This is a genomic window from Oerskovia flava, from assembly GCF_026163685.1.
Lineage (GTDB): Bacteria > Actinomycetota > Actinomycetes > Actinomycetales > Cellulomonadaceae > Oerskovia_A > Oerskovia_A flava.
The window spans coordinates 43013-61618 of the sequence record NZ_JAOXSR010000006.1 but is presented as its reverse complement, the minus strand read 5'-3'; the positions used below and the strand labels follow the sequence as shown (position 1 = coordinate 61618).

Annotated in this window: 17 protein-coding genes; 13 read left to right on the top strand and 4 right to left on the bottom strand. The window is 73.5% G+C overall.

The annotated features are described in order from the left end of the window. Window positions 1-79: 79 nt before the first annotated feature. Entirely contained in the window at window positions 80-2212 is a 2133-nt protein-coding gene (locus OHL10_RS11240) for a YhgE/Pip domain-containing protein (protein WP_265522308.1), read from the bottom strand. A gap of 277 nt (window positions 2213-2489) precedes the next feature. Here OHL10_RS11240 and OHL10_RS11235 point away from each other — a divergent pair, with 277 nt between their 5' ends. After that, on the top strand, window positions 2490-3350 hold the full coding sequence (locus tag OHL10_RS11235; protein WP_265522307.1) for a hypothetical protein: 861 nt from the start codon (window positions 2490-2492) through the stop codon (window positions 3348-3350). A gap of 1 nt (window position 3351) precedes the next feature. On the opposite strand, the gene OHL10_RS11230 is transcribed toward OHL10_RS11235, so the two are convergent. Further along, window positions 3352-3978, bottom strand: coding sequence for a TetR/AcrR family transcriptional regulator (locus tag OHL10_RS11230; protein ID WP_265522306.1), 627 nt, complete (start codon window positions 3976-3978; stop codon window positions 3352-3354). 75 nt (window positions 3979-4053) lie between these two features. On the opposite strand from OHL10_RS11230, the gene OHL10_RS11225 reads away from it, so the two are divergent. The 9 genes from OHL10_RS11225 to OHL10_RS11185 all read left to right on the top strand — a co-directional run bounded on the left by OHL10_RS11225 (window position 4054) and on the right by OHL10_RS11185 (window position 14167). Beyond that, the gene (locus OHL10_RS11225) at window positions 4054-5886 is read left to right on the top strand and encodes an ABC transporter ATP-binding protein (RefSeq protein ID WP_265522305.1); all 1833 of its coding nucleotides are present in this window, start codon (window positions 4054-4056) and stop codon (window positions 5884-5886) included. A 9-nt stretch (window positions 5887-5895) separates the two neighbouring features. Continuing rightward, complete coding sequence (locus OHL10_RS11220) at window positions 5896-6462, top strand: P-loop nucleotide/nucleoside kinase family protein (RefSeq protein WP_265522304.1); 567 nt, start codon at window positions 5896-5898, stop codon at window positions 6460-6462. Window positions 6463-6628: 166 nt separating this feature from the next. Then, entirely contained in the window at window positions 6629-7612 is a 984-nt protein-coding gene (locus tag OHL10_RS11215) for a phosphotransferase enzyme family protein (protein ID WP_265522303.1), read from the top strand. 200 nt (window positions 7613-7812) lie between these two features. Beyond that, window positions 7813-8820 carry a LacI family DNA-binding transcriptional regulator gene (locus tag OHL10_RS11210; protein ID WP_265522302.1) on the top strand — a complete coding sequence of 336 codons (1008 nt, stop codon included), beginning with the start codon at window positions 7813-7815 and terminating at the stop codon, window positions 8818-8820. Window positions 8821-8934: 114 nt separating this feature from the next. Next, window positions 8935-9702, top strand: a complete 768-nt coding sequence (locus OHL10_RS11205) for an ATP-binding cassette domain-containing protein (protein WP_265522301.1) — start codon at window positions 8935-8937, stop codon at window positions 9700-9702. After that, window positions 9702-10787 (top strand): ABC transporter permease, encoded by a 1086-nt coding sequence (locus tag OHL10_RS11200; RefSeq protein WP_265522300.1) that lies wholly within the window; start codon window positions 9702-9704, stop codon window positions 10785-10787. Before OHL10_RS11205 ends, OHL10_RS11200 begins: the two co-directional genes overlap by 1 nt. Further along, window positions 10788-11783, top strand: coding sequence for an ABC transporter substrate-binding protein (locus OHL10_RS11195; protein ID WP_265522299.1), 996 nt, complete (start codon window positions 10788-10790; stop codon window positions 11781-11783). It abuts the gene before it with no gap. A 100-nt stretch (window positions 11784-11883) separates the two neighbouring features. Further along, entirely contained in the window at window positions 11884-13245 is a 1362-nt protein-coding gene (locus OHL10_RS11190) for an FGGY-family carbohydrate kinase (RefSeq protein WP_265522298.1), read from the top strand. Between the two features lie 22 nt (window positions 13246-13267). Further along, on the top strand, window positions 13268-14167 hold the full coding sequence (locus OHL10_RS11185; protein WP_265522297.1) for a hypothetical protein: 900 nt from the start codon (window positions 13268-13270) through the stop codon (window positions 14165-14167). Between the two features lie 21 nt (window positions 14168-14188). Here OHL10_RS11185 and OHL10_RS11180 read toward each other — a convergent pair whose 3' ends face one another. Both OHL10_RS11180 and OHL10_RS11175 read right to left on the bottom strand, forming a co-directional pair. Beyond that, complete coding sequence (locus OHL10_RS11180) at window positions 14189-15178, bottom strand: LacI family DNA-binding transcriptional regulator (protein WP_265522465.1); 990 nt, start codon at window positions 15176-15178, stop codon at window positions 14189-14191. Between the two features lie 44 nt (window positions 15179-15222). After that, on the bottom strand, window positions 15223-15951 hold the full coding sequence (locus OHL10_RS11175; protein ID WP_265522296.1) for an SDR family oxidoreductase: 729 nt from the start codon (window positions 15949-15951) through the stop codon (window positions 15223-15225). A gap of 164 nt (window positions 15952-16115) precedes the next feature. On the opposite strand from OHL10_RS11175, the gene OHL10_RS11170 reads away from it, so the two are divergent. From OHL10_RS11170 to OHL10_RS11160, 3 genes are all read left to right on the top strand, one after another. After that, entirely contained in the window at window positions 16116-16820 is a 705-nt protein-coding gene (locus tag OHL10_RS11170) for a nucleoside/nucleotide kinase family protein (RefSeq protein WP_265522295.1), read from the top strand. Further along, window positions 16817-18289, top strand: coding sequence for a mannitol dehydrogenase family protein (locus OHL10_RS11165; protein ID WP_265522294.1), 1473 nt, complete (start codon window positions 16817-16819; stop codon window positions 18287-18289). Before OHL10_RS11170 ends, OHL10_RS11165 begins: the two co-directional genes overlap by 4 nt. A gap of 129 nt (window positions 18290-18418) precedes the next feature. Continuing rightward, window positions 18419-18571 (top strand): hypothetical protein, encoded by a 153-nt coding sequence (locus OHL10_RS11160; protein ID WP_265522293.1) that lies wholly within the window; start codon window positions 18419-18421, stop codon window positions 18569-18571. The last annotated feature ends 35 nt before the right edge of the window (window positions 18572-18606 follow it).

Here is an 18606-nt window from a genome sequence, read left to right as displayed (position 1 = left end):
CGCCCCGCGGGGGCGACACCGTCGACTGTGGACGTCCCCGAGTCGTCGGGCCGCGGGGCGTGCGCCCCGCGGCCGTGGGTCAGGCCAGGCGGCGACGCAGCCCGAGGCCGATGCCGGCCGCGCCGGCCAGGACGCTCCCGCCCACGACGGCCGACGCCCCGACCGACAGGCGCCCCACGGGGCTGTCCGCGACGTCGGTCCGCAGGGTCGTCGTCCCGGCGGACAGCTCGGTGGTGCCCCCCGCGAGGGTGGAGGCTCCGTCGGCGAGCGTGCCCGCGCCGTCGTGCAGCGCGGCGCTTCCCTCCGCGAGGGTGCGGGAGCCGTCGTGCAGCCGCGCGCTGCCGTCGGCGAGGGTCGCGGTGCCCTCGGCGAGATCCGCGGTGCCCGCGCTCAGGGTGTCGAGGCCGTCCCGCAGCGACACCGTCCCGTCCGCCAGCCGGACCGTGCCGTCGGCGAGGTCACGGGCGCCGGCGGCCAGGCGCACCCCGCCGTCGGCGAGGTCGCGCGCCCCGGTGGCCGCACGAGAGGTCCCGGCGGACAGGTCGGCCGCACCGGTCGCGGCGCGGGTCGCACCGGCGGCCAGGTCGGTGGCGCCGTCGGCGAGGTCGAGGGTGCCGTCCGCGAGCTCGGCCGTCCGGTCGGCGAGCGTGCCGCTGCCCCCGGCGACCAGCTCCGCGCCGTCGGCGAGCAGCAGGGTGCCGTCCGCGAGGCTCTCGGCGCCCGTGCGCAGGGCGGAGCTGCCGTCGGCGACGCGGGTGGCGCCGTCCGCGACCTCCTGCGTCCCGGCGGCGAGAGCGCCGGCCCCCGCGGACAGGTCACCGGCGCCCGCGCTGAGCGCCCGCGCCCCTGCGGCCAGGTCCGACGTGCCGGAGGCCAGCTCCGTCGCCCCGCCGGCGAGGGTCGTGACGCCCGCGCGGAGGCGCGCCGCGCCGTCCGCGGCCGCACCCGCGCCGACCGCCAGGTCTCCCAGGCCGTCCCGGATCGCCGCCGCTCCGGCGGCAGCGCCCTCGGCCCCGGCGAGACCGGCCGCGAGCCGGTCGGCGCCGGCCACGACGCCCGCCGCGCCGTCGTCGGCGGACGCGGCGCCGGCCGACACGTGGCCCGCGGCCTGTGCGAGCGCCTGGAGCTGCCCCGCGAGCTCCGGGTCATCGACGGACCCGGCGAGGCCTGCGAGCTGGGCGGCGAGCTGTGCCGAGCCCGCCCGCACCTGCGCCGTGCCGCCGGCGAGCGTGCGGGCGCCCTCGTGCAACCCCTGCGCACCGTCGCGCGCCTGGGCGACCCCGGCGGCGAGCCGCCCGGACGCCTCGTGGAGCTGCGCGGTGCCCCCCGCGACGGACCGCGTCCCTGCGGACAGCTCTCCGCCTGCGGCCTGGAGCTGCGTGGTGCCCGCGGCGAGCGAACCGGCGCCGGTCGCGGCGTCCTCGGCGCCCGCGGCGAGCCGCGCGGCTCCCTGCCGCAAGCCCTCGGACCCGGTCGCGACGCTGGACGCCCCGGCCGCCGCGGCCTCGGCCCCGCCGGCGAGCGACGCGGACCCTGCCGCGAGACCGTCCGCCCCGGCGGCGACCCGCCCCGCGCCGCCCGCGGCAGTGGTGACACCGTCGCGCAAGGACTGGGCGCCGTCACGCAGCGTCCCGGCGCCGTCGGCGATCTTGCCCGCTCCGTCGGCCGCCCGCGCGCTCCCGCTCGCCAGGCGCGCCGCCCCGTCGTCGAGGTCATGAGTCCCGGTGGCGAGGCGCGCCGCCCCGTCGTCCAGCTCGCCCGTCCCGGCCGCGAGCCGGCCCGCGCCTGCGGCAGCGTCGGCGGCACCCGGTGCGAGGCGGCTCGCCCCGGCGTTCAGCGTGCCCGCGCCGTCAGCGAGCTCGGTCGCGCCGTCGAGCGCGGTCGTGCTGCCCTCGGCCAGCCTCGCGGCACCGTCGGACGCGCGCTCGGCACCGGCGGCCAGCTCGGCGGCACCGGACGAGAGGTCGTCCGCGCCGTCGGCGAGCGTGCCCGCCCCTTCCTGTGCCCGGTCCGCACCGGCGGCGAGCTCGACGGCACCGGTGTCCAACCGGCCCGCGCCGTCGTCGAGGCGAGCGGCGCCGTCGGCCACCCTGCCGTGGAAGACCAGCAGGAAGGCGACGAGCCCGACGACCGCGAGGGTGAGTGCGACGAGCGCGACGGTGGTCAGGACGGTGTGCGTGCGGGATGGGCGTGGCGAGGCGTGCTGCGTCATGGGTCGTCCTCTCTCGCGCCTCGCGTCGTTGCGGGCGGCAGGATGGCACGGGCCCGGGGCGTCGTTGCTCCCGTGGGCCGACTCCGGGCACACCGATGTTGGTGATACCTGGAGTACTAGGTACATCACCGTCGACGCTAGCAACCCGGGCCGATCCAGGGATAGCGAGTATCAGGTAACTCGTCGGTCACAGTTCGATCACGGGATCGAGCGGCGTCCTCGGCGGCATCCTCGACAAGGTCCCGGTCCGCATGCCGAACCCTCTAGGCTCGCCCGCATGACCGAGGACATCGTCACCGACCGCCTGGAGCTCGTCCCTTTCGGCGCCGCTCCGCGACCGACGACCGGCCCTGACGTCGCGGACCGCGTCCTCGACCTCCTCCGGGAGATCGGGATCGAGCGCCCGCGCGTCGTCGCGACGCTCGACGGGACCGGCAGCGCCGACGTGGACACGCTCGACGTCGACCTCACCGGGGTGGAGGTGCGCAGCGACGACGACCTGCACGACGTCGAGGAGTGGGACCCGCCAGCCGTCCGGCACCGGGAGCCCGCACGGCTGCGGCGGCTGCGGGTCGAGGCGCACCCCGTCGTCGTCATGGACGTCCCGGTCGACGTCACGGTGCTGCTCGAGGACCTCGGCTTCTGGTGGGTGGAGGGCACGGACGGCCGTCTCGGTCTCGAGGCCGCCGGGCCGACGGGGGAGCGGCCCGTGACGGGGTTCCTCCAGGTCGCCGCACCGCAGGAGCCGGTCGTCGCGGCACTGCGGCAGCAGCTCGCCGACGGGCTCGCCGAGGCGGGGCTGCGGCTCACCGCGCTCGACGTCACCCTCACGAGCGACGGCCCGAGGGCGGCGTCGGTGCGCGCGTTCGCGCGCCTGCGCAAGGGGCTTCTCTCGGCGAGCGCCACGGCGACGGCCTCGGCCTCGCTCGACGACGCGCTCGTCCTCAGCGTCGGCGACGTCCGGCTCACGAGCGCCAACCCGCTCGTCGCGGGACTGCTGCTGGCCGTGCGCAACCGCATCGACGAGGTCGCGAACCAGCGGATCGACCTCGCGGCCCAACTGCCCGACGGCGTGCGGATCGCCGACGTCCGGCTCGACGTCGGGGACGACCTCCGCGTCAGCGCCCGCCTGGTCTAGCTCAGCCCTCGTCGCGCTCGGCGGCGGTCTCCGGCGCGAGGACTCCCTCGGTGAAGGTCGTCATGAGCGCCTCCAGGACCTCGTGACGGGCCATGCCGTCCTCGCGCACGGCCTCCCACGAGGTGTAGAGCATCGACCAGAACGCGCGACGCACCCAGGCGACGGGCAGGTCGGGGCGAAGTACCGGCCGCGCGCGTTCGAGCAGGCGATCCAGGGGATCCTCGCCGCTCTCGAGCACGGACCGGCACTCGGCGTCCTGGGTGACCAGCGGCTCCGAGTAGAGGTACATGAGCACGGGTCCGAGATCGAGCAGGGCCTCGGCGATCCGTCGCAGGGCCGCCACGGGGTCGCCGTCGTCGGGCCGGGCCTCGAGGTAGCGACGGTCGGACTCCGCGACGGTGTGCTGCGCGAGGGCGCGCACCAGGTCCACGCGCTCGGGGAAGTAGCGGTGCAGGGTGGTGCGGCCCACCCCGGCGGCGTCGGCGACGGCGGCGAGCGAGGCGGAGCCGTCGGCCGCGAGGACGGTCGCCGCCGCCTCGAGGATCGCGCGGCGCGTGCGCGCCTTGGTGCCTCGCTCTGCGTCTCCCGTGGTGGACGCACCCTGGCTCGTCGTGCTCTCTGCTGCCACGCCTCCACGGTACAACGTTCGCCCGTGGCGGAATAGGCGTTGACTTTTGTGGAACAGCAGTGTTCCACTCGAAGCATGGCCACCGACACCGCCGAGGCACCCGCCGTCCCGGGCACCACCGACGCACCCCCTCCCGTCCCGCTGCGCTGGCAGAACCTCGCGGTGCTGTGGGGGTTCGTGCGCCCGCACCTGCGCACCGTGGTGCTCGGTACGGTCCTCGGCCTCGGCGCGACCGCCACCGCGCTCGCCATGCCCATGGCCACCAAGTGGGTCCTCGACACCCTCGGCACCGGCGTCTCGCTCGCCGGCCCCGTCGCGCTGCTGGTGGGCCTGCTGATCCTCGGGTCGATCACCGGGCTGATCCAGTGGATCGTGCTGGGTCGCCTGGCCGAGCACATCGTCCTGGACGCCCGGCAGTCCCTCGTCCAACGGATGCTGCGCGGTCGCCTGGGCGACGTCCAGCAGCGCACCCCCGGCGAGCTCGTCACGCGCGTCACCTCGGACACCGTGCTGCTGCGGGAGGCGGCGTCGTCGAGCATCGTGCAGCTCGTCAACGGCCTGGTCTCCCTCGTCGGCACCGTGGTACTCATGGCGGTGCTCGACGTGCCGCTGCTGCTCAGCACCCTCGCCGCGATCGTCGTCGTCGCGGTGCTCATGGGGACGCTGCTGCCCAAGATCGGCCTCGCGCAGCGCAAGGCCCAGGAGTCCCTCGGGCACGTCGGCTCGACTCTCGAGGGCGCCCTGCGGGCCCTGCGCACCGTCAAGGCCAGCGGCGCCGAGGAGCGCCAGGCCGAGCAGGTCTCCCGCCAGGCCCACGAGTCCGCCCGGCACAGCATCCGCGCCGTGCGGGTCACCGCGGTGGCCTGGACCATCGCGGGTGGCGGCATCCAGCTCGCCGTCATCGTCATCCTCGGCGTGGGTGCCTGGCGTGTGGGCGTGGGGACCCTCGAGGTGTCGACGCTCGTCGCGTTCCTGCTCTACGCCTTCAACATCGTCGACCCCATCACCACCCTCACCCAGACCTTCACCCAGCTGCAGTCCGGCGTGGCGGCCGCGGCCCGCATCCGCGAGACCGAGGCCATCCGCATCGAGGACCTCGCGGCCGGCCGCTCCCACCCCGAGCGCACGGACGGGACGCCCGACGACGACCTCCCGCCCGTCCTCGCCCTCGAGGGTGTTCGGCTCACCTACCCCGGGGCGACCGGGCCCGCCGTCGACGGTGTGGACCTCGACGTGCCGCGCCGCGGGCACACGGCCCTCGTCGGACCCTCGGGGGCGGGCAAGACCTCGCTCATGTCGCTGCTGCTGCGGTTCGTCGAGCCCGACGCGGGGGTGCTGCGCCTGGACGGTGTGCCCTACGACGAGCTGAGCATCGACACCGTCCGGGCGCGGTTCGCGTACGTCGAGCAGGAGACGCCGCTGCTCTCCGGCACCGTCCGCGACAACCTGCTGTTCCGCTACCCCGACGCCACCGAGGACGAGGTGTGGGAGGCGCTGCGCGCCGTGCGGCTCGAGGCCACCGTCCGAGCCCTGCCGGACGGGCTCGACACCCTCGTGCACGCGACCGACCTCTCGGGCGGCGAGCGTCAGCGCGTGGCCCTCGCCCGCGCCGTCGTCCGCCGGCCCGCGGTGCTGCTCCTCGACGAAGCCACCGCCCAGCTCGACGGGCTCACGGAGGTGGCCGTGCAGGACGTCATCCACCGCACCGCGCAGCACGGCGCCGTCCTGACCATCGCCCACCGGCTGTCGACCGTGGTCGACGCCGACCAGATCGTCGTCCTCGAGGGCGGCCAGGTCCGGGCCCGCGGCACCCACGCCGAGCTCCTCGCCACCGACGAGCTCTACCAGGAGCTCGTCGCGGCGCTGCGGATCGCGGAGATCGAGCCGGCGGGTCGTGGGCACGCGTAGGCTCTGGCCGTGCACACAGGACCGTGGGTCGTCGTCATGACCGGGCCGCCGGGGTCGGGCAAGTCCACGACGGCCGCCGCCTTCGCGAGGTCGACCGGGGCCGCGCTCCTGGACCAGGACTCGATGACGAACCCCCTGGTCGACGTCGTCGCCCGGACCATCGGCGCCGACGACTACGCGGACCCGCGGCTCGCGGCGCTCGTCCGGGAGGCGCGCTACGCGTGCGTCCTGCGGGTCGCGGGCGACTGCGCCCGCGTCGGCGTGCCGTCCGTCCTGGTCGCCCCCTTCACCGCGGAACGCCAGGACCCGGCCGCGTGGGACCGCCTCGCCGAGCAGATCGCCGACGCCGGCGGCCGTCCGGTCCTGGCGTGGTTGCGGATCACGCCCGAGGAGCTCGGCCGGCGCCTCGTCGCGCGCGGGGCGGCACGGGACGCCGCCAAGACGGCCGACGTCGCGGCGTACGTGGGGAGCCTGGACCTCGACCCGCCGGGCGTGCCGTTCATCGAGGTCGACGCGGCGGCCGACGTCGCGTCCCAGGCCGAGCAGATCGTCGACGCTCTGCGGGTGCTTCCGTAGAGATTCCGGCGGTAGGGCGTCGGGGTTCAGTGACGTCGTGCAGCGGAAGTGCGCTCGGGTGCGGTGCGCTTGGTGTGATCGGCAAAGGTGTTGCACGGCGTATTCCGGGACGTGATGCTGAGCGGCGATGATGCCACTGCTGGAGATCGATCGTCTGAGACGAACCGTGACCGCCGCGTGGGAGAGCCCGGTCGCCGACCAGGTGGCTGCCGCATGGGGGTGCTCGCCTGGAACGGCGAAGTGGTGGCGCTCGAGCGCCTCGCACGTGTTCGTCCTGCCCGACCCGAGCGGGAAGCGATACCTGCGGTTCGTGCCCGACTCCTCTCGGGGCGCCGGCCCGATGGCGGCCGTGAGCACGCTGATGGACCGGCTCGCCGCAGGCGGCGCGGCTGTGGTCCGCCCGGTCCCGGCTCAGACCGGCACCTTGATCGTGACGGTGCCGACGACGCTGGGACCGATGCACGCCATGATGGTCGACGCTGCTCCCGGCGACGAGCTCGACGTCGACGACCTGACCGAGGATCGGGCCCGGGCCTGGGGTCGCACGCTCGCTTCGATGCACGACGCCGCTGCCGGGCTCGAGACCGGTCTACCCGTCGCCTTCGCCGAACTGACCGGAGTACCCCGATGGTTCGCCGACGATCCCCTCCTGGTGAAGGCCGCTGCGCGCCTGTCCGACAGGCTCGCCGTCCTGCCGCGTGACCGTGCCCGATTCGGTGTGGTCCACGGCGATTTCGAGCTCGACAACCTGGCCTGGGACGCTGACCGAGCGACCGCCTTCGACTTCGACGAGGCCGCCGTGTCCTGGTATGCCGCCGACATCGCCTACGCGCTACGAGACCTGACCGGACCCGACGGTGAGCCGGACGCGGCACGCCGAGGACTCGTCCAGGCGTTCGTCGCCGGGTACCGCAGCGTACGGCCGCTCGATGACGCCGACCTGACGAACCTGCGACTGTTCGCCGGCGCGCACGCCGCCTGCTCGCTGGTCCGCATCACTCACGCCCTCAGCACACCCAACCACGACGACCCCGCATGGAGGGCTGAGCTCAGGACCCGCCTGACCGCCATGGCCCACTCCCACCGGGAGCTGGCCGTCGCCGTCGCCCAGACCCTCACGGCACCTGTCGGGCCACCACCCTCGGAGTGATCCGGCTTCCGGCTCGCTGAGCTCCGTGGCGAGAGCAGTTCGAGGCGCCGACCCCCGCAGTGAGGCCACACGTCCTAGCGATCCTGCACGATCCCGCACGAATCGGACGACTTTGGTCCGCGGCGTTGACATCCTTGTCATCGATGCCCCATGGTGGTGCCCAGACAGCGATGACAACGATGACATCCGAAGGACGTGACATGGCCCAGACCCGAGGCGCGACGCTCAAGGACGTCGCCGAGATGGCGAAGGTGAGCATCAAGACGGCGTCACGCGTCCTCAACGACGACCCGGCGGTGGCCGCGTCCACCCGAGCCGCCGTCGCCCAGGCCATGCGCTCGCTCGACTACCAGCCGGACCCGGCAGCGCGCTCGCTGCGAGCCGGCAAGGACCGGCTGGTCGGTGTCGTCATCGACAGCGTCGGGGACGTGTTCTTCTCCCAGCTCGTCGCGCGGATCGAGTCGATGCTCGACGCCGCCGGGTACCGCGTCCTCATCGCCTCCAGCAACCGGGACGAGCAGCGTGAGCGCGACCTCGTCCAGAGCCTGGTCCAGCGACGGTGCGCCGGCGTCATCGTGGCGCCGATCTCCCGCAGCTCGCTGGACGGTGTCCCGCTGCGCGACGCACCGGTCGTCTTCGTCGACCGCATCGGGGACCTCCCCGGCGCCCAGTCGGTCGTCTCCGACGACTTCGGGTTCGGCCGCACCGCGACGGAGCACCTCATCGAGCACGGCCACCGCCGGATCGCGCTCGTCAGCGACGCCCCGGTCGTCGAGACCACGCGACGCCGGCACGAGGGCTACCGGGCGGCGATGCTCGCCGCGGGCCTCGAGGTCGACGAGCGCCTGGTCCGGGGGAACTGCGACGACCGGTCCGACGTGGTGCGGGCCATCACCGAGCTCATGGACCTCGACGAGCCGCCGACCGCGGTGATCTCGACGAACACGCGGCTCTCCCTCGGGGTCGTCCCGGCCGTCCGGCAGTACGGCCGGACGGGGCTCGCCGTGGTCGCCATCGGCGACTTCGACATGGCCGAGAGCCTGTCGCCGGCGATCACCGTGATCGACCACTCGCCGACGGCGGTCGGGGCGGCCGCGGCCGAGGCGATGCTGGCGAGCCTCGCCGACCCGACCCGCACGCTCGACGACCCCATCGTGACGGTCCCCGCCCGGCTCATCCCCCGAGGTTCGGGCGAGCTACGCCCCTGACCCCGCGCACGACCTGATGGACTCGACGACGAGAAACCTAGGAGGAAGCATGACTCCCGCAGCACGGTGGCGTGGTCCGACCGGACCCCGCGCCCGACGAGGGACGGTGCTCGCATGAACACGCAGCCTGTCTACGAGGCACGCGACATCGTCCGCAGCTACGGCTCGGTGCAGGCGTTGCAGGGTGCCAGCTTCGACGTCCGTCCCGGTGAGGTCTGCTCGATCATCGGCGACAACGGTGCGGGCAAGTCGACGCTCGTCCGGATCCTCGCCGGGGTGGAGCAACCGGACTCCGGTGAGCTGCGCTTCGACGGCGAGGCGACCGTGCTCAGCAGCCCGACGGACGCACGACGTCGGGGGGTCGAGACGGTCTTCCAGGACCTCGCGCTCGCCAACCATCTCGACCCGATCCAGAACATGTACCTGGGCCGCGAGCGCATGAAGCCGGGCATCCTCGGCAAGCTCGGCTTTATGGAGCGGTCTGCCATGCGCGCCGACGGACGGCAGGCCTTCGAGGACCTCGGGGCGACGGTGCGCAACTACACCGGGCCGGTCGGCGGCATGTCGGGTGGCCAGCGTCAGGCGATCGCCGTCGCTCGCGCCGCGGCGTGGGCGCAGAACGTGATCTTCCTCGACGAGCCCACGGCTGCCCTGGGTGTCGTGCAGACGCGCGGTGTCCTCGACCTCATCCGGCGCATCCGGGACCGCGGCATCGCCGTCGTCCTCATCAGTCACTCGATGCCGCACGTGCTGGAGGTGTCCGACCGCGTCCACGTCATGCGGCAGGGTCGCCGGGTCGCGGTGTACGAGGCGGCGCAGAGCAGCGTCGAAGAACTTGTGGGCGCCATGACCGGTGCCCTCGACGGCAAGGAGGCCGCGTGATGGTCCAGACATCCGTCAGGCCGGCGCCCGCGTCGACCGCGAACCAGGTGCCCTTCACCGCACGGCTCGCGTCAGGGCTCAAGGCCCAGGCCATGCAGATCGTCCTGGTCTGGCTCGGGATCGTCGTGCTCTTCAGCGTCCTGAGCCCCGAGGCGTTCTTCGACTCCAACAACTTCCGCAACATCGCGATCAGCGTCTCCATCCTCGCGGTGCTGGGCGTCGGGACCACCTTCATCATCGTCACCGGCGGGATCGACCTCTCGATGGGCTCGGTCCTCGTTTTCAGCGGTGTTGTGTCATCGATGTCAATGGGTCTCGTCGGGGACGGCCAGGGCTGGTCGTCGGCCGTGGTCGGTATCGGGGTCGCCCTGCTCTCCGGTCTGTGCTGGGGCCTGCTCAACGGCTTCTTCGTCGCCAAGGCGAAGGTCCCGCCGATGATCGTGACGCTCGGTACCTTCGGTGCCGCGCTCGGTCTGGCTCAGGTCCTCACCGGTGGCATCGACCGTCGTGCGGTGCCGGACGTGCTGGTGGACACCATCGGGTTCGGAGACGTCTTCGGCGTCCCTGGGCTCGTGATCGTCGCCGCGTGCGTCGTCGTCTTCGGCATCGTGCTCCTGCGCCGCACCCGCTTCGGCCTGCACACCTCGGCGGTCGGCTCCAACGCCGAGGGATGCCGCCGCGTCGGGATCAACGTCGAGCGCCAGCTCATCAAGGTGTACGCGCTCGCCGGCCTGCTCGCCGGGCTCGCGGGCCTGCTCAACCTCACGTTCTTCCGCTCCACCACCATCGCCGGGCACAGCCTGACGAACCTCGACGTCATCGCCGGCGTCGTCATCGGCGGCACCAGCCTGTTCGGCGGCATCGGGACCGTCTTCGGCACCGTCGTCGGGCTGCTGATCCCTGCCACGCTCCGCAACGGCTTCGTCATCCTCGGTGTCGAGCCGTACTGGCAGCAGGTGGTCGTCGGTGCCTTCCTCATCCTGGCCGTCTACGCCGACCAGGTCCGTCGGGCCCGGGCGGTCCGAGGCGGTTCCAGGCCCCGCAGATTCTTCCGCTTGTTCACCCACCACCGAAAGGACTCATAGATGCGTCCCCAGAAGATCGTCCTGCCCGCCGCCGCCACCGCACTGCTCCTGGTGCTCGGCGCCTGCGCCTCCGACTCCGACGCCGCGTCCGTCTCCGAGCCGGCCGGCTCGGACTCCGACTCGATCGACCTCGCCTTCATCCAGGGGGTCATCGGCGACAACTTCTACATCTCGATGGAGTGCGGCGTCCTCGCTGCCGCCGAGGAGCTCGGCGGGATCGAGGTGAGCGTCCAGGGACCGCAGAAGTGGGACCCGGCGCTCCAGCAGCCCATCGTGTCGTCCGTCACGGCGACCAAGCCTGACGCGATCCTCATCGCGCCGAACGACGTCAGCGCCCTGCAGCGACCCCTCGCCGACGCGGCCGAGAACAGCAAGGTGGTCCTCGTCGACACGACCCTCGAGGACCCGTCCATCGCCGTCTCGGAGATCGCGTCCGACAACGTCGGCGGCGGTGCCGCGGCCTTCGAGGCGATCGCCGCCCTGGTGCCCGACGGCGGTCAGGTCCTCGTCATCGACAACCAGCCCGGTATCTCGACCTCCGACGACCGGGTCAAGGGGTTCGAGGAGGCGGCTGCCGCCGACCCGAACTTCGAGTACGTCGGGGTCCAGTACGCGCAGAACCAGCCGGCTCGCGCTGCGGACATCGTCACCTCGACCCTGCAGCGCTACCCCGACCTCAAGGCGGTCTTCGCCACGAACCTGTTCAGCGCCGAGGGTGCCGCGACCGGCATCGAGCAGGCCGGTGTCGCGGGTGAGGTCCAGGTCGTCGGGTTCGACGCCGGCCCGGCCCAGGTCGAGGCGCTGGAGGACGGCACCGTCCAGGCGATCATCGCCCAGCAGCCCTTCGACATCGGCTACCAGGGCGTCGAGCAGGCGGTCGCCGCGATCCGTGGCGAGTCCACCGAGAGCAGGATCCAGACCGGCTTCTCGATCCTCACGGTCGACGACCTCGCCACCGAGGAGGGTCAGGCAGCGCTCTACGCCTCGACCTGCTGACGACCGACCGCACCGGCCGCCGCCCTGCCGTGGAGCAGGGCGGCGTGCTCGGCCCTGCCCGCGCAGCGCCACGAGCGCCCCCTGAAAGGAGCTGACCTTCGTGCACGAACTGGTCGCCGGGCTCGATCTCGGCAGCACCGGCATCAAGATCCTCGTCACCGACAGGGACGGCCGGACCCTGTTGGTCAGGCAGCGCCCGACCCCGTGGGTCGGCGGACCGGCGGGCACGACCGACATGCTCGCCGACGACCTCGTGGCGACGGTCGAGGCCCTGCTCGCGGACGTGGCCGACGCGCTCGTCCACGACGTGGGCCTGGAGTCCCCGCGGGTCGCGTCCGTCGCGGTGGCGGGGATGGGCGAGACGGGCTTCGTGATCGCCGGGGACGGCACCGTCCTCAGCCCGGGCATCGCGTGGTTCGACCCCCGCGGGGAGCCGCAGGTCGCCGCGCTCCCCGACGGGTTCCGGGCGCGGTTCGCCGGCCGCACGGGACTCCCGTGGGGCGTCCAGGTCACCCTCGCCAAGCTCTTGTACCTGCGTGACAGCGGTGTCCCGCTGGCCGGGTCACGGTGGGCGAACCTCCCCGAGTACCTCGCGCACGTCCTCGGGGGCCGGCTCGTCGGCGAGCTGTCCCTCACCTCGCGCACGGGTCTCCTCGACCAGGACACCGGTGCGCCGTGGGGCGAGGCCCTCGACCTGCTCGGCGTCGGTCCGGGCTTCCTGCCCGAGCTCGTCGAGGCGGGAACCCCGCTGGGCGAGATGGCCGGAGCCCGCGTCCCGGAGATGTTCCAGGGCGCATCGCTCACCGTGGCCGGGCACGACCACCTGGTGTCGGCGGTCTCCGGCGGCCTCGTCGCCGACGCCTACCACGTCTCGATGGGCACGGCCGAGGTGCTGCTGCGCGTGGTCGACGGGCCCCTGACCGCCGACGTCCGGCGGCGGCTTGCCGGCGCGCTCGTCAACTGTGTGCACCACGTCGTGCCCGGGCAGCACGTCCTCGTCGCCGGGGTGAAGACCGGTCTCCTCATGCGCCGTTCGCTCCAGCTCTTCGGGATCGACGACGCCGCTCGGCGCGCCGAGCTCGACGAGCAGGTCGTCCGGCTCGGAGCAGGTTCCGCCCTCGCACCCGGCGCGGTCGACGTGACGGGTGCGCGGAACGACGACGGCGTCCTCGGACTGACCGTGCGCGCCGACGGCGTCACCCCGGCGGAGGCCTTCCTCGCCGTGCTCCAGCACGGCAACGACGAGATCCGGCGCCTGGTGGAGGTCATGGACCGCGAGCTCCCGCCGGCGACGTCGACCCTTCTCACCGGCGGATGGGCGGGCATGGAGTCCGTCCGCACGGCGCGAGCCGCGGTGCTCCCTGGGGTCCGGGTCTCCTCCCGGACCCAGGACACCGCCCACGGCGCGGCGGGCTTCGCCGCACACCTGCTCGCGGCCCGTGCCGCCGAGCTCACCGACTGACCACCCGAACCAGGAGATGACGATGAACCAGCTCACCACCCTCGAACGACGTGCCCTGTCGACGATCTGCACGCCCGACGGCGCGATGCTCATCGTGGCCGCGGACCAGCGCAACGGCATGAAGGCCGTGATGGGGAACCCCGACGGTCCCGCGGCGATCAGCGCCGAGCAGCTCGCCGACGCCAAGGCCGACCTCGTGACCTACCTCGGCAACCACGCACCGGCCATCCTCCTCGACCCGGAGGTCGCGCTGCCCCAGATCGTCGACGACGGCGTCCTGGGCCGGGACACCGCGCTCGTCGTCGGGATGGACGCCTCGGGCTTCGAGACCGTCGACGGGCTGCGGTACACCCGCCACGTCGACGGCGTCACGCCCCGCACGGTCCGGGACCTCGGCGGGGCCGTCGCCAAGATGCTCTGGTACGTGCGCACCGACCGGCAGGACGCCGGGTCGCGCGTCGCCCAGGAGATCCGCGACCTCGTGCGGGCGTGCGCGGACGAGGGCCTGCTCCTCATCGTGGAGATCCTCACCTACCGGCTCGAGGGCGAGACCGAGGAGGAGTACGCCGCCGCCTTCCCGACCCTGGTCGCCGACGCGGCCGCCCTGTCGGTCGCGTGCGGTGCCAAGGTCCTCAAGCTGCCCTACCCGGGCAGCCCGGAGGCCTGTGCCGCGGTGACCGCCGCCGCCGACGGCGTCCCGTGGGCCGTCCTGTCCGCGGGCGTCGACCACGCCACGTTCATCGGCCAGGTCCGCACGGCGGTCGCGCACGGCGCGGCGGGAGCCATGGCGGGCCGGTCGCTCTGGAAGGACAGCCTGGGGATGACGACGGAGGAGCGCGAGGAGCGCCTGACGACGTTCTCGCAGCCCCGGCTCCGCGAGCTGCGCGAGGCCGTCACGGCCGTCGCCGTCGCCGCTGCCTGACCGCACCTCTCCGAGGAGAGCTCAGCGACTCGTGCCGGGGGCCTCGCCCCGGCACGAGTCGCGCTCGACGAGGACGGCCGGCACCGTCGTCCGACGCCGGAACCGTCGGCCGGGGTGCGCGTGCCGGTCGATCACCCGCGCGGCGGCGAGCTCGCCGACGAGGCGGGGCTGCTGGTCGAGGACCGTGACGGAGGGGACCAGGGCGTCGGACAGCGGGAAGTCGCCGAACGAGACCACCGCCAGCCCGAGCGTCCGGAGGCGCGGCGCGAGAGCCTGCGTGCACCGGGCGTTGGAGCTGACCAGGGCGGTCGGTGGGGCGTCGAGCGCCGTGAGGGCGTCGAGCACGCCGTCCACACCCCCGGGGTCGTCGTCGGCCATGGCCACGAGGTCGGGGCGTGCGTCCACCCCGGCGTCCGCGAGCGCGCGGAGGTAGCCGGCCAGGCGGTCGGCGGTGGTCGAGAGCCGCGGGGTGTCGCCGAGGAACGCGATCCGGCGGTGGCCGTGGGAGAGGAGGTGCTCGGTGAGCACGGCCGCACCGCCGGCGTCGTCCGTCGTGAAGGAGTCCGCCGTGAGCCGGGTCGGCTGGCGGTCGACGAGCACCAGGGGGGTGGAGCCTGCCCACGGCGTCAGGTATGACTGGTCCTCGGACACGGGCGCCAGCACCAGGCCGCTCAGCCGCCGGCTCAGGAGCGTCTCGACGCGTTCGCGCTCCTCGACCGGGTCCGCACCGGTGCCCGCGACGATCGTCAGCATGCCGTGCAGGGCGGCGGTCCGGTCGACCTGGTGGACGATCGCGGCGAAGTACGGGTCCTCGATGCTGGGGACGACGACGCCGACGACGGCGGAGCGGCCGTCCCGGAAGGTGGTCGCGAGCGTGTTCGGCAGGTAGCCGAGCCGGCTGATCGCCTCCTCGACGCGCTCGCGGGTCTCGGCGGAGACGTGCGGGTCGTCGTTGTGGACGCGCGAGACGGTCTTCACCGACACACCGGCCTCGCGAGCCACGTCCCGCATGCTCACCACGGGGGACATCCTCGCACCCCGGCCTCCCGGCGGGCTCACCGGCAGGTGTATCCGCCGTCCACCGGGAGGTGGGCGCCGGTGATCATCGACGCGCCGTCGCCCAGGAGGAAGACGACCGGGGCCGAGACCTCCTCCTGCGTCGCCCACCGGCCGAGCGGCATCTGCTCGAGGAACGGCTCGCCGATGTCGGGCCGGCCCCAGTAGAACTCCGACATCTCCGTCATGACGACGGTCGGGTGGACCGAGTTGACGCGGATGCCGTGCGGTCCGAGCTCGAGCGCGCTGACCCGGGTGATCGAGTCGACGGCGGCCTTGGACGCCCCGTACGACACGTGGTTCGGCAGCGCGACGAGCGACGCCTGGCTGGAGACGTTGACGATCGAGCCGCCCTGCCCGAGCCGGATCATGGTCCGGGAGGCGTACTTGGTCACGAGGAGCGTGCCGCGCGTGTTGACGGCGATGACCTTGTCGAAGACGTCCATGTCCGTCTCCATCGGTGTGGCGATCTCCCCGCCGAACCCGTGGCAGGCGACGACGCCCCAGAGGTCGAACCCGTCGAGCGCCGCTGCGACCTCGTCCTCGGAGGTGACGTCGAAGGTCAGCGACCGGCACCCGGTCTCCGCGGTGATCTGGGCGACCGCTGCGTCGTCGCGACCGCTGGCCACCACGTCCGCACCGGCTGCCACCAGGTCGCGGACGATGGCGCCGCCGATCCCGCCACCGGCGCCCGTCACGAGCACCGTCCTGCCGTCGAGTCCGTTCATGGTCCCCATCCCTCCGTCGTGTCCTGGAGGCCGATCGTGCCACAGAATCCGGCGCATGTCACCGGTGTCATGCAATCTCTTGACACCGGTGACATAGAGGCCTAGCGTCCGGGGGAGCGGTTGGTCCGGCGTCCTGTCGGGAACCAGGAGCGGGAGGAACTGCGATGGAGGAGACGACGTCCGCCGACCTCGTGCGGGTCGAGCCGGTCGAGCGCCTCGTCGAGCGTGCGGCCGCGCTGGTGGCGCGAGGTGGGCGCAGCCTGCTGGGGGTCGTCGGAGCGCCGGGTGCCGGCAAGTCGACGCTCTGCGACGAGCTGGTCCGCGTCCTCGGTGCCGACGTCGCCGTCGTCGGCATGGACGCCTTCCACCTCGCCGACGAGGTGCTCGCCGCGACCGGGCGGCTCGCCCGCAAGGGTGCGCCGGACACGTTCGACGTCGCCGGGTACGTGGCGCTGCTCGACCGGCTGCGCCGCAACGACGAGGACGTCGTCTACGCCCCGCGGTTCGACCGTAGGCTCGAGGCGTCGGTGGCCGGGGCGGTGCCCGTCCCGTCGGGCGTCCCGCTCGTGGTGACCGAGGGGAACTACCTGCTCGGGGACGCCGGCGGGTGGGAACGGGTGCGCGGCCGGCTGGACACGGTCTGGTACCTCGACCTGCCCGCGTCCGAGCGGGTCGAGCGGCTCACGGCCCGCCGCGTCTCCTACGGGCACGACGAGGACGCCGCCCGGGACTGGGTGCGCACCGTCGACGAGTCGAACGCCGACGTGGTGGCTGCGACCCGCGCCCGCGCCGACCTCGTCGTCCGCCTGGCACCACCCGGTGACCGCACCGCGTCCGCACGTCACCCGCACCCGGAGGATCTGTCATGACCCGGCTCGGAGCACGCACCGTCGACCAGGCGAGGGAGGGCGTCGCCACCCCCCGCTACGACCGCGACGCGGTCCGGGTGGGGATCGTCCACCTCGGCGTCGGAGGGTTCCACCGCGCGCACCAGGCGCGGTACGTCGACGACGTCCTCGCCGCTGGTGACCCGGACTGGGGCATCTGCGGGGTCGGCCTGCTCCCCGGCGACGCCGCGGCCGCCGCCGTGGCGGCCGCGCAGGACGGGCTCTACACGCACGTGACCGTCGACCCCGACGGCGCCGAGACGGCGCGCGTGGTCGGGGCCGTCGTGCGGTACCTCTACGGACCGGCGGACCAGTCGGCCGTCCAGCGGGTGCTGCGGGCGCCGACGACCCGGATCGTCACGATGACGGTGACCGAGGGCGGCTACGGCGTCGACGACTCGACCGGGCTGTTCTCCCCCCGGGACCCGGCCACCCTCGCCGACCTCGAGTACCTCCCCGCCGGCGTCGAGCCGACGAGCGCGCTCGGCCACCTCGTCCTCGCGCTGCGCGCGCGACGGGACGCCGGTACCCCGCCCTTCACCGTGGTCTCCTGCGACAACATCCAGGGCAACGGGCACGTCGCGAGGACGGCCCTGACATCGTTCGCGCGCGCCTTCGACGCCGACCTCGCGCGGTGGATCGAGGCCGAGGTCGCGTTCCCGTCCTCGATGGTCGACCGGATCACGCCCGTGCCCACCGAGCGGTCCCGTGCGCGGGCCGCCGAGCTCGTCGGGCTGGAGGACCGGTGGGCGGTGACGTCCGAGAGCTTCCAGCAGTGGGTGCTCGAGGACACGTTCACGCTCGGTCGGCCCGACCTCGGTGCGGTCGGGGTCGAGCTCGTCGACGACGTCGAGCCCTTCGAGCGGATGAAGCTCCGCCTGCTGAACGCCGCGCACCAGGCGTTGGGGCACCTCGGCCTGCTGGCCGGGTTCTCCTGGGTGCACGAGGCGTCCCGGGACGAGACGCTCGCGGGGTTCCTCCGCCGGTACTGGTCGACGGAGGCGATCCCCACCCTCGGGCAGGTGCCGGGGACGGACCTCGAGGCCTACTGCGACCAGCTCCTGGCCCGGTTCCGCAGCGACGCCGTGGGAGACACGCTCGACCGTCAGGTCGTCGACGCGTCCGAGCGGCTGCCCAAGTTCCTCGTGCCGGTGCTGCGGGAACAGCTGCGCACCGGCGGCCCGACCGACTGCTGCGTCCTGGTGATCGCGGCCTGGAGCCTGCGGCTCGAACCAGCCGAGGACCCGGTGCCCGACCAGCACGCCGACGCCCTGCGCGCGGCGGTCCGCCGGGAGGCGCAGGAGCCGGGCGCGCTGCTGTCCTTCGCGCCGACGTTCGGCGACCTCGGCCAGGACGAGCGCCTCGTCTCCGCGTACACCGCCGCGCGCGAGGCGCTCGCGTCCCGCGGAGCGGCCGACGTCGTCGACAGGCTGACGGCGCGCTCGGCCTAACCCGCTGCCACCTGCAGGTCGCAGGGCGCGTCGGGCCAGGGCTCTCGAGATCGATCCGGTACGCGGCCAGCGCGTCCTGGATGCAGGTGTTGTCGACCAGCGCGAGTCCGTGCTGATTGCCCTCGACGGGTGAGCAGACTGCCGCCCAGGGCGTCGGACAGGTGGATCCTGGGCGCGGCACTGGGCATCGGCGCCGGGTTCGACGTCTCGCTGGAGTGGTCGCCGGCCGACACGGTCTTGGCAATCTCTGACGTCGACGGCATCACCGGTGGATGGTGGTGACCGGGCATGGCGCCGACTGATTGGATGGACACATG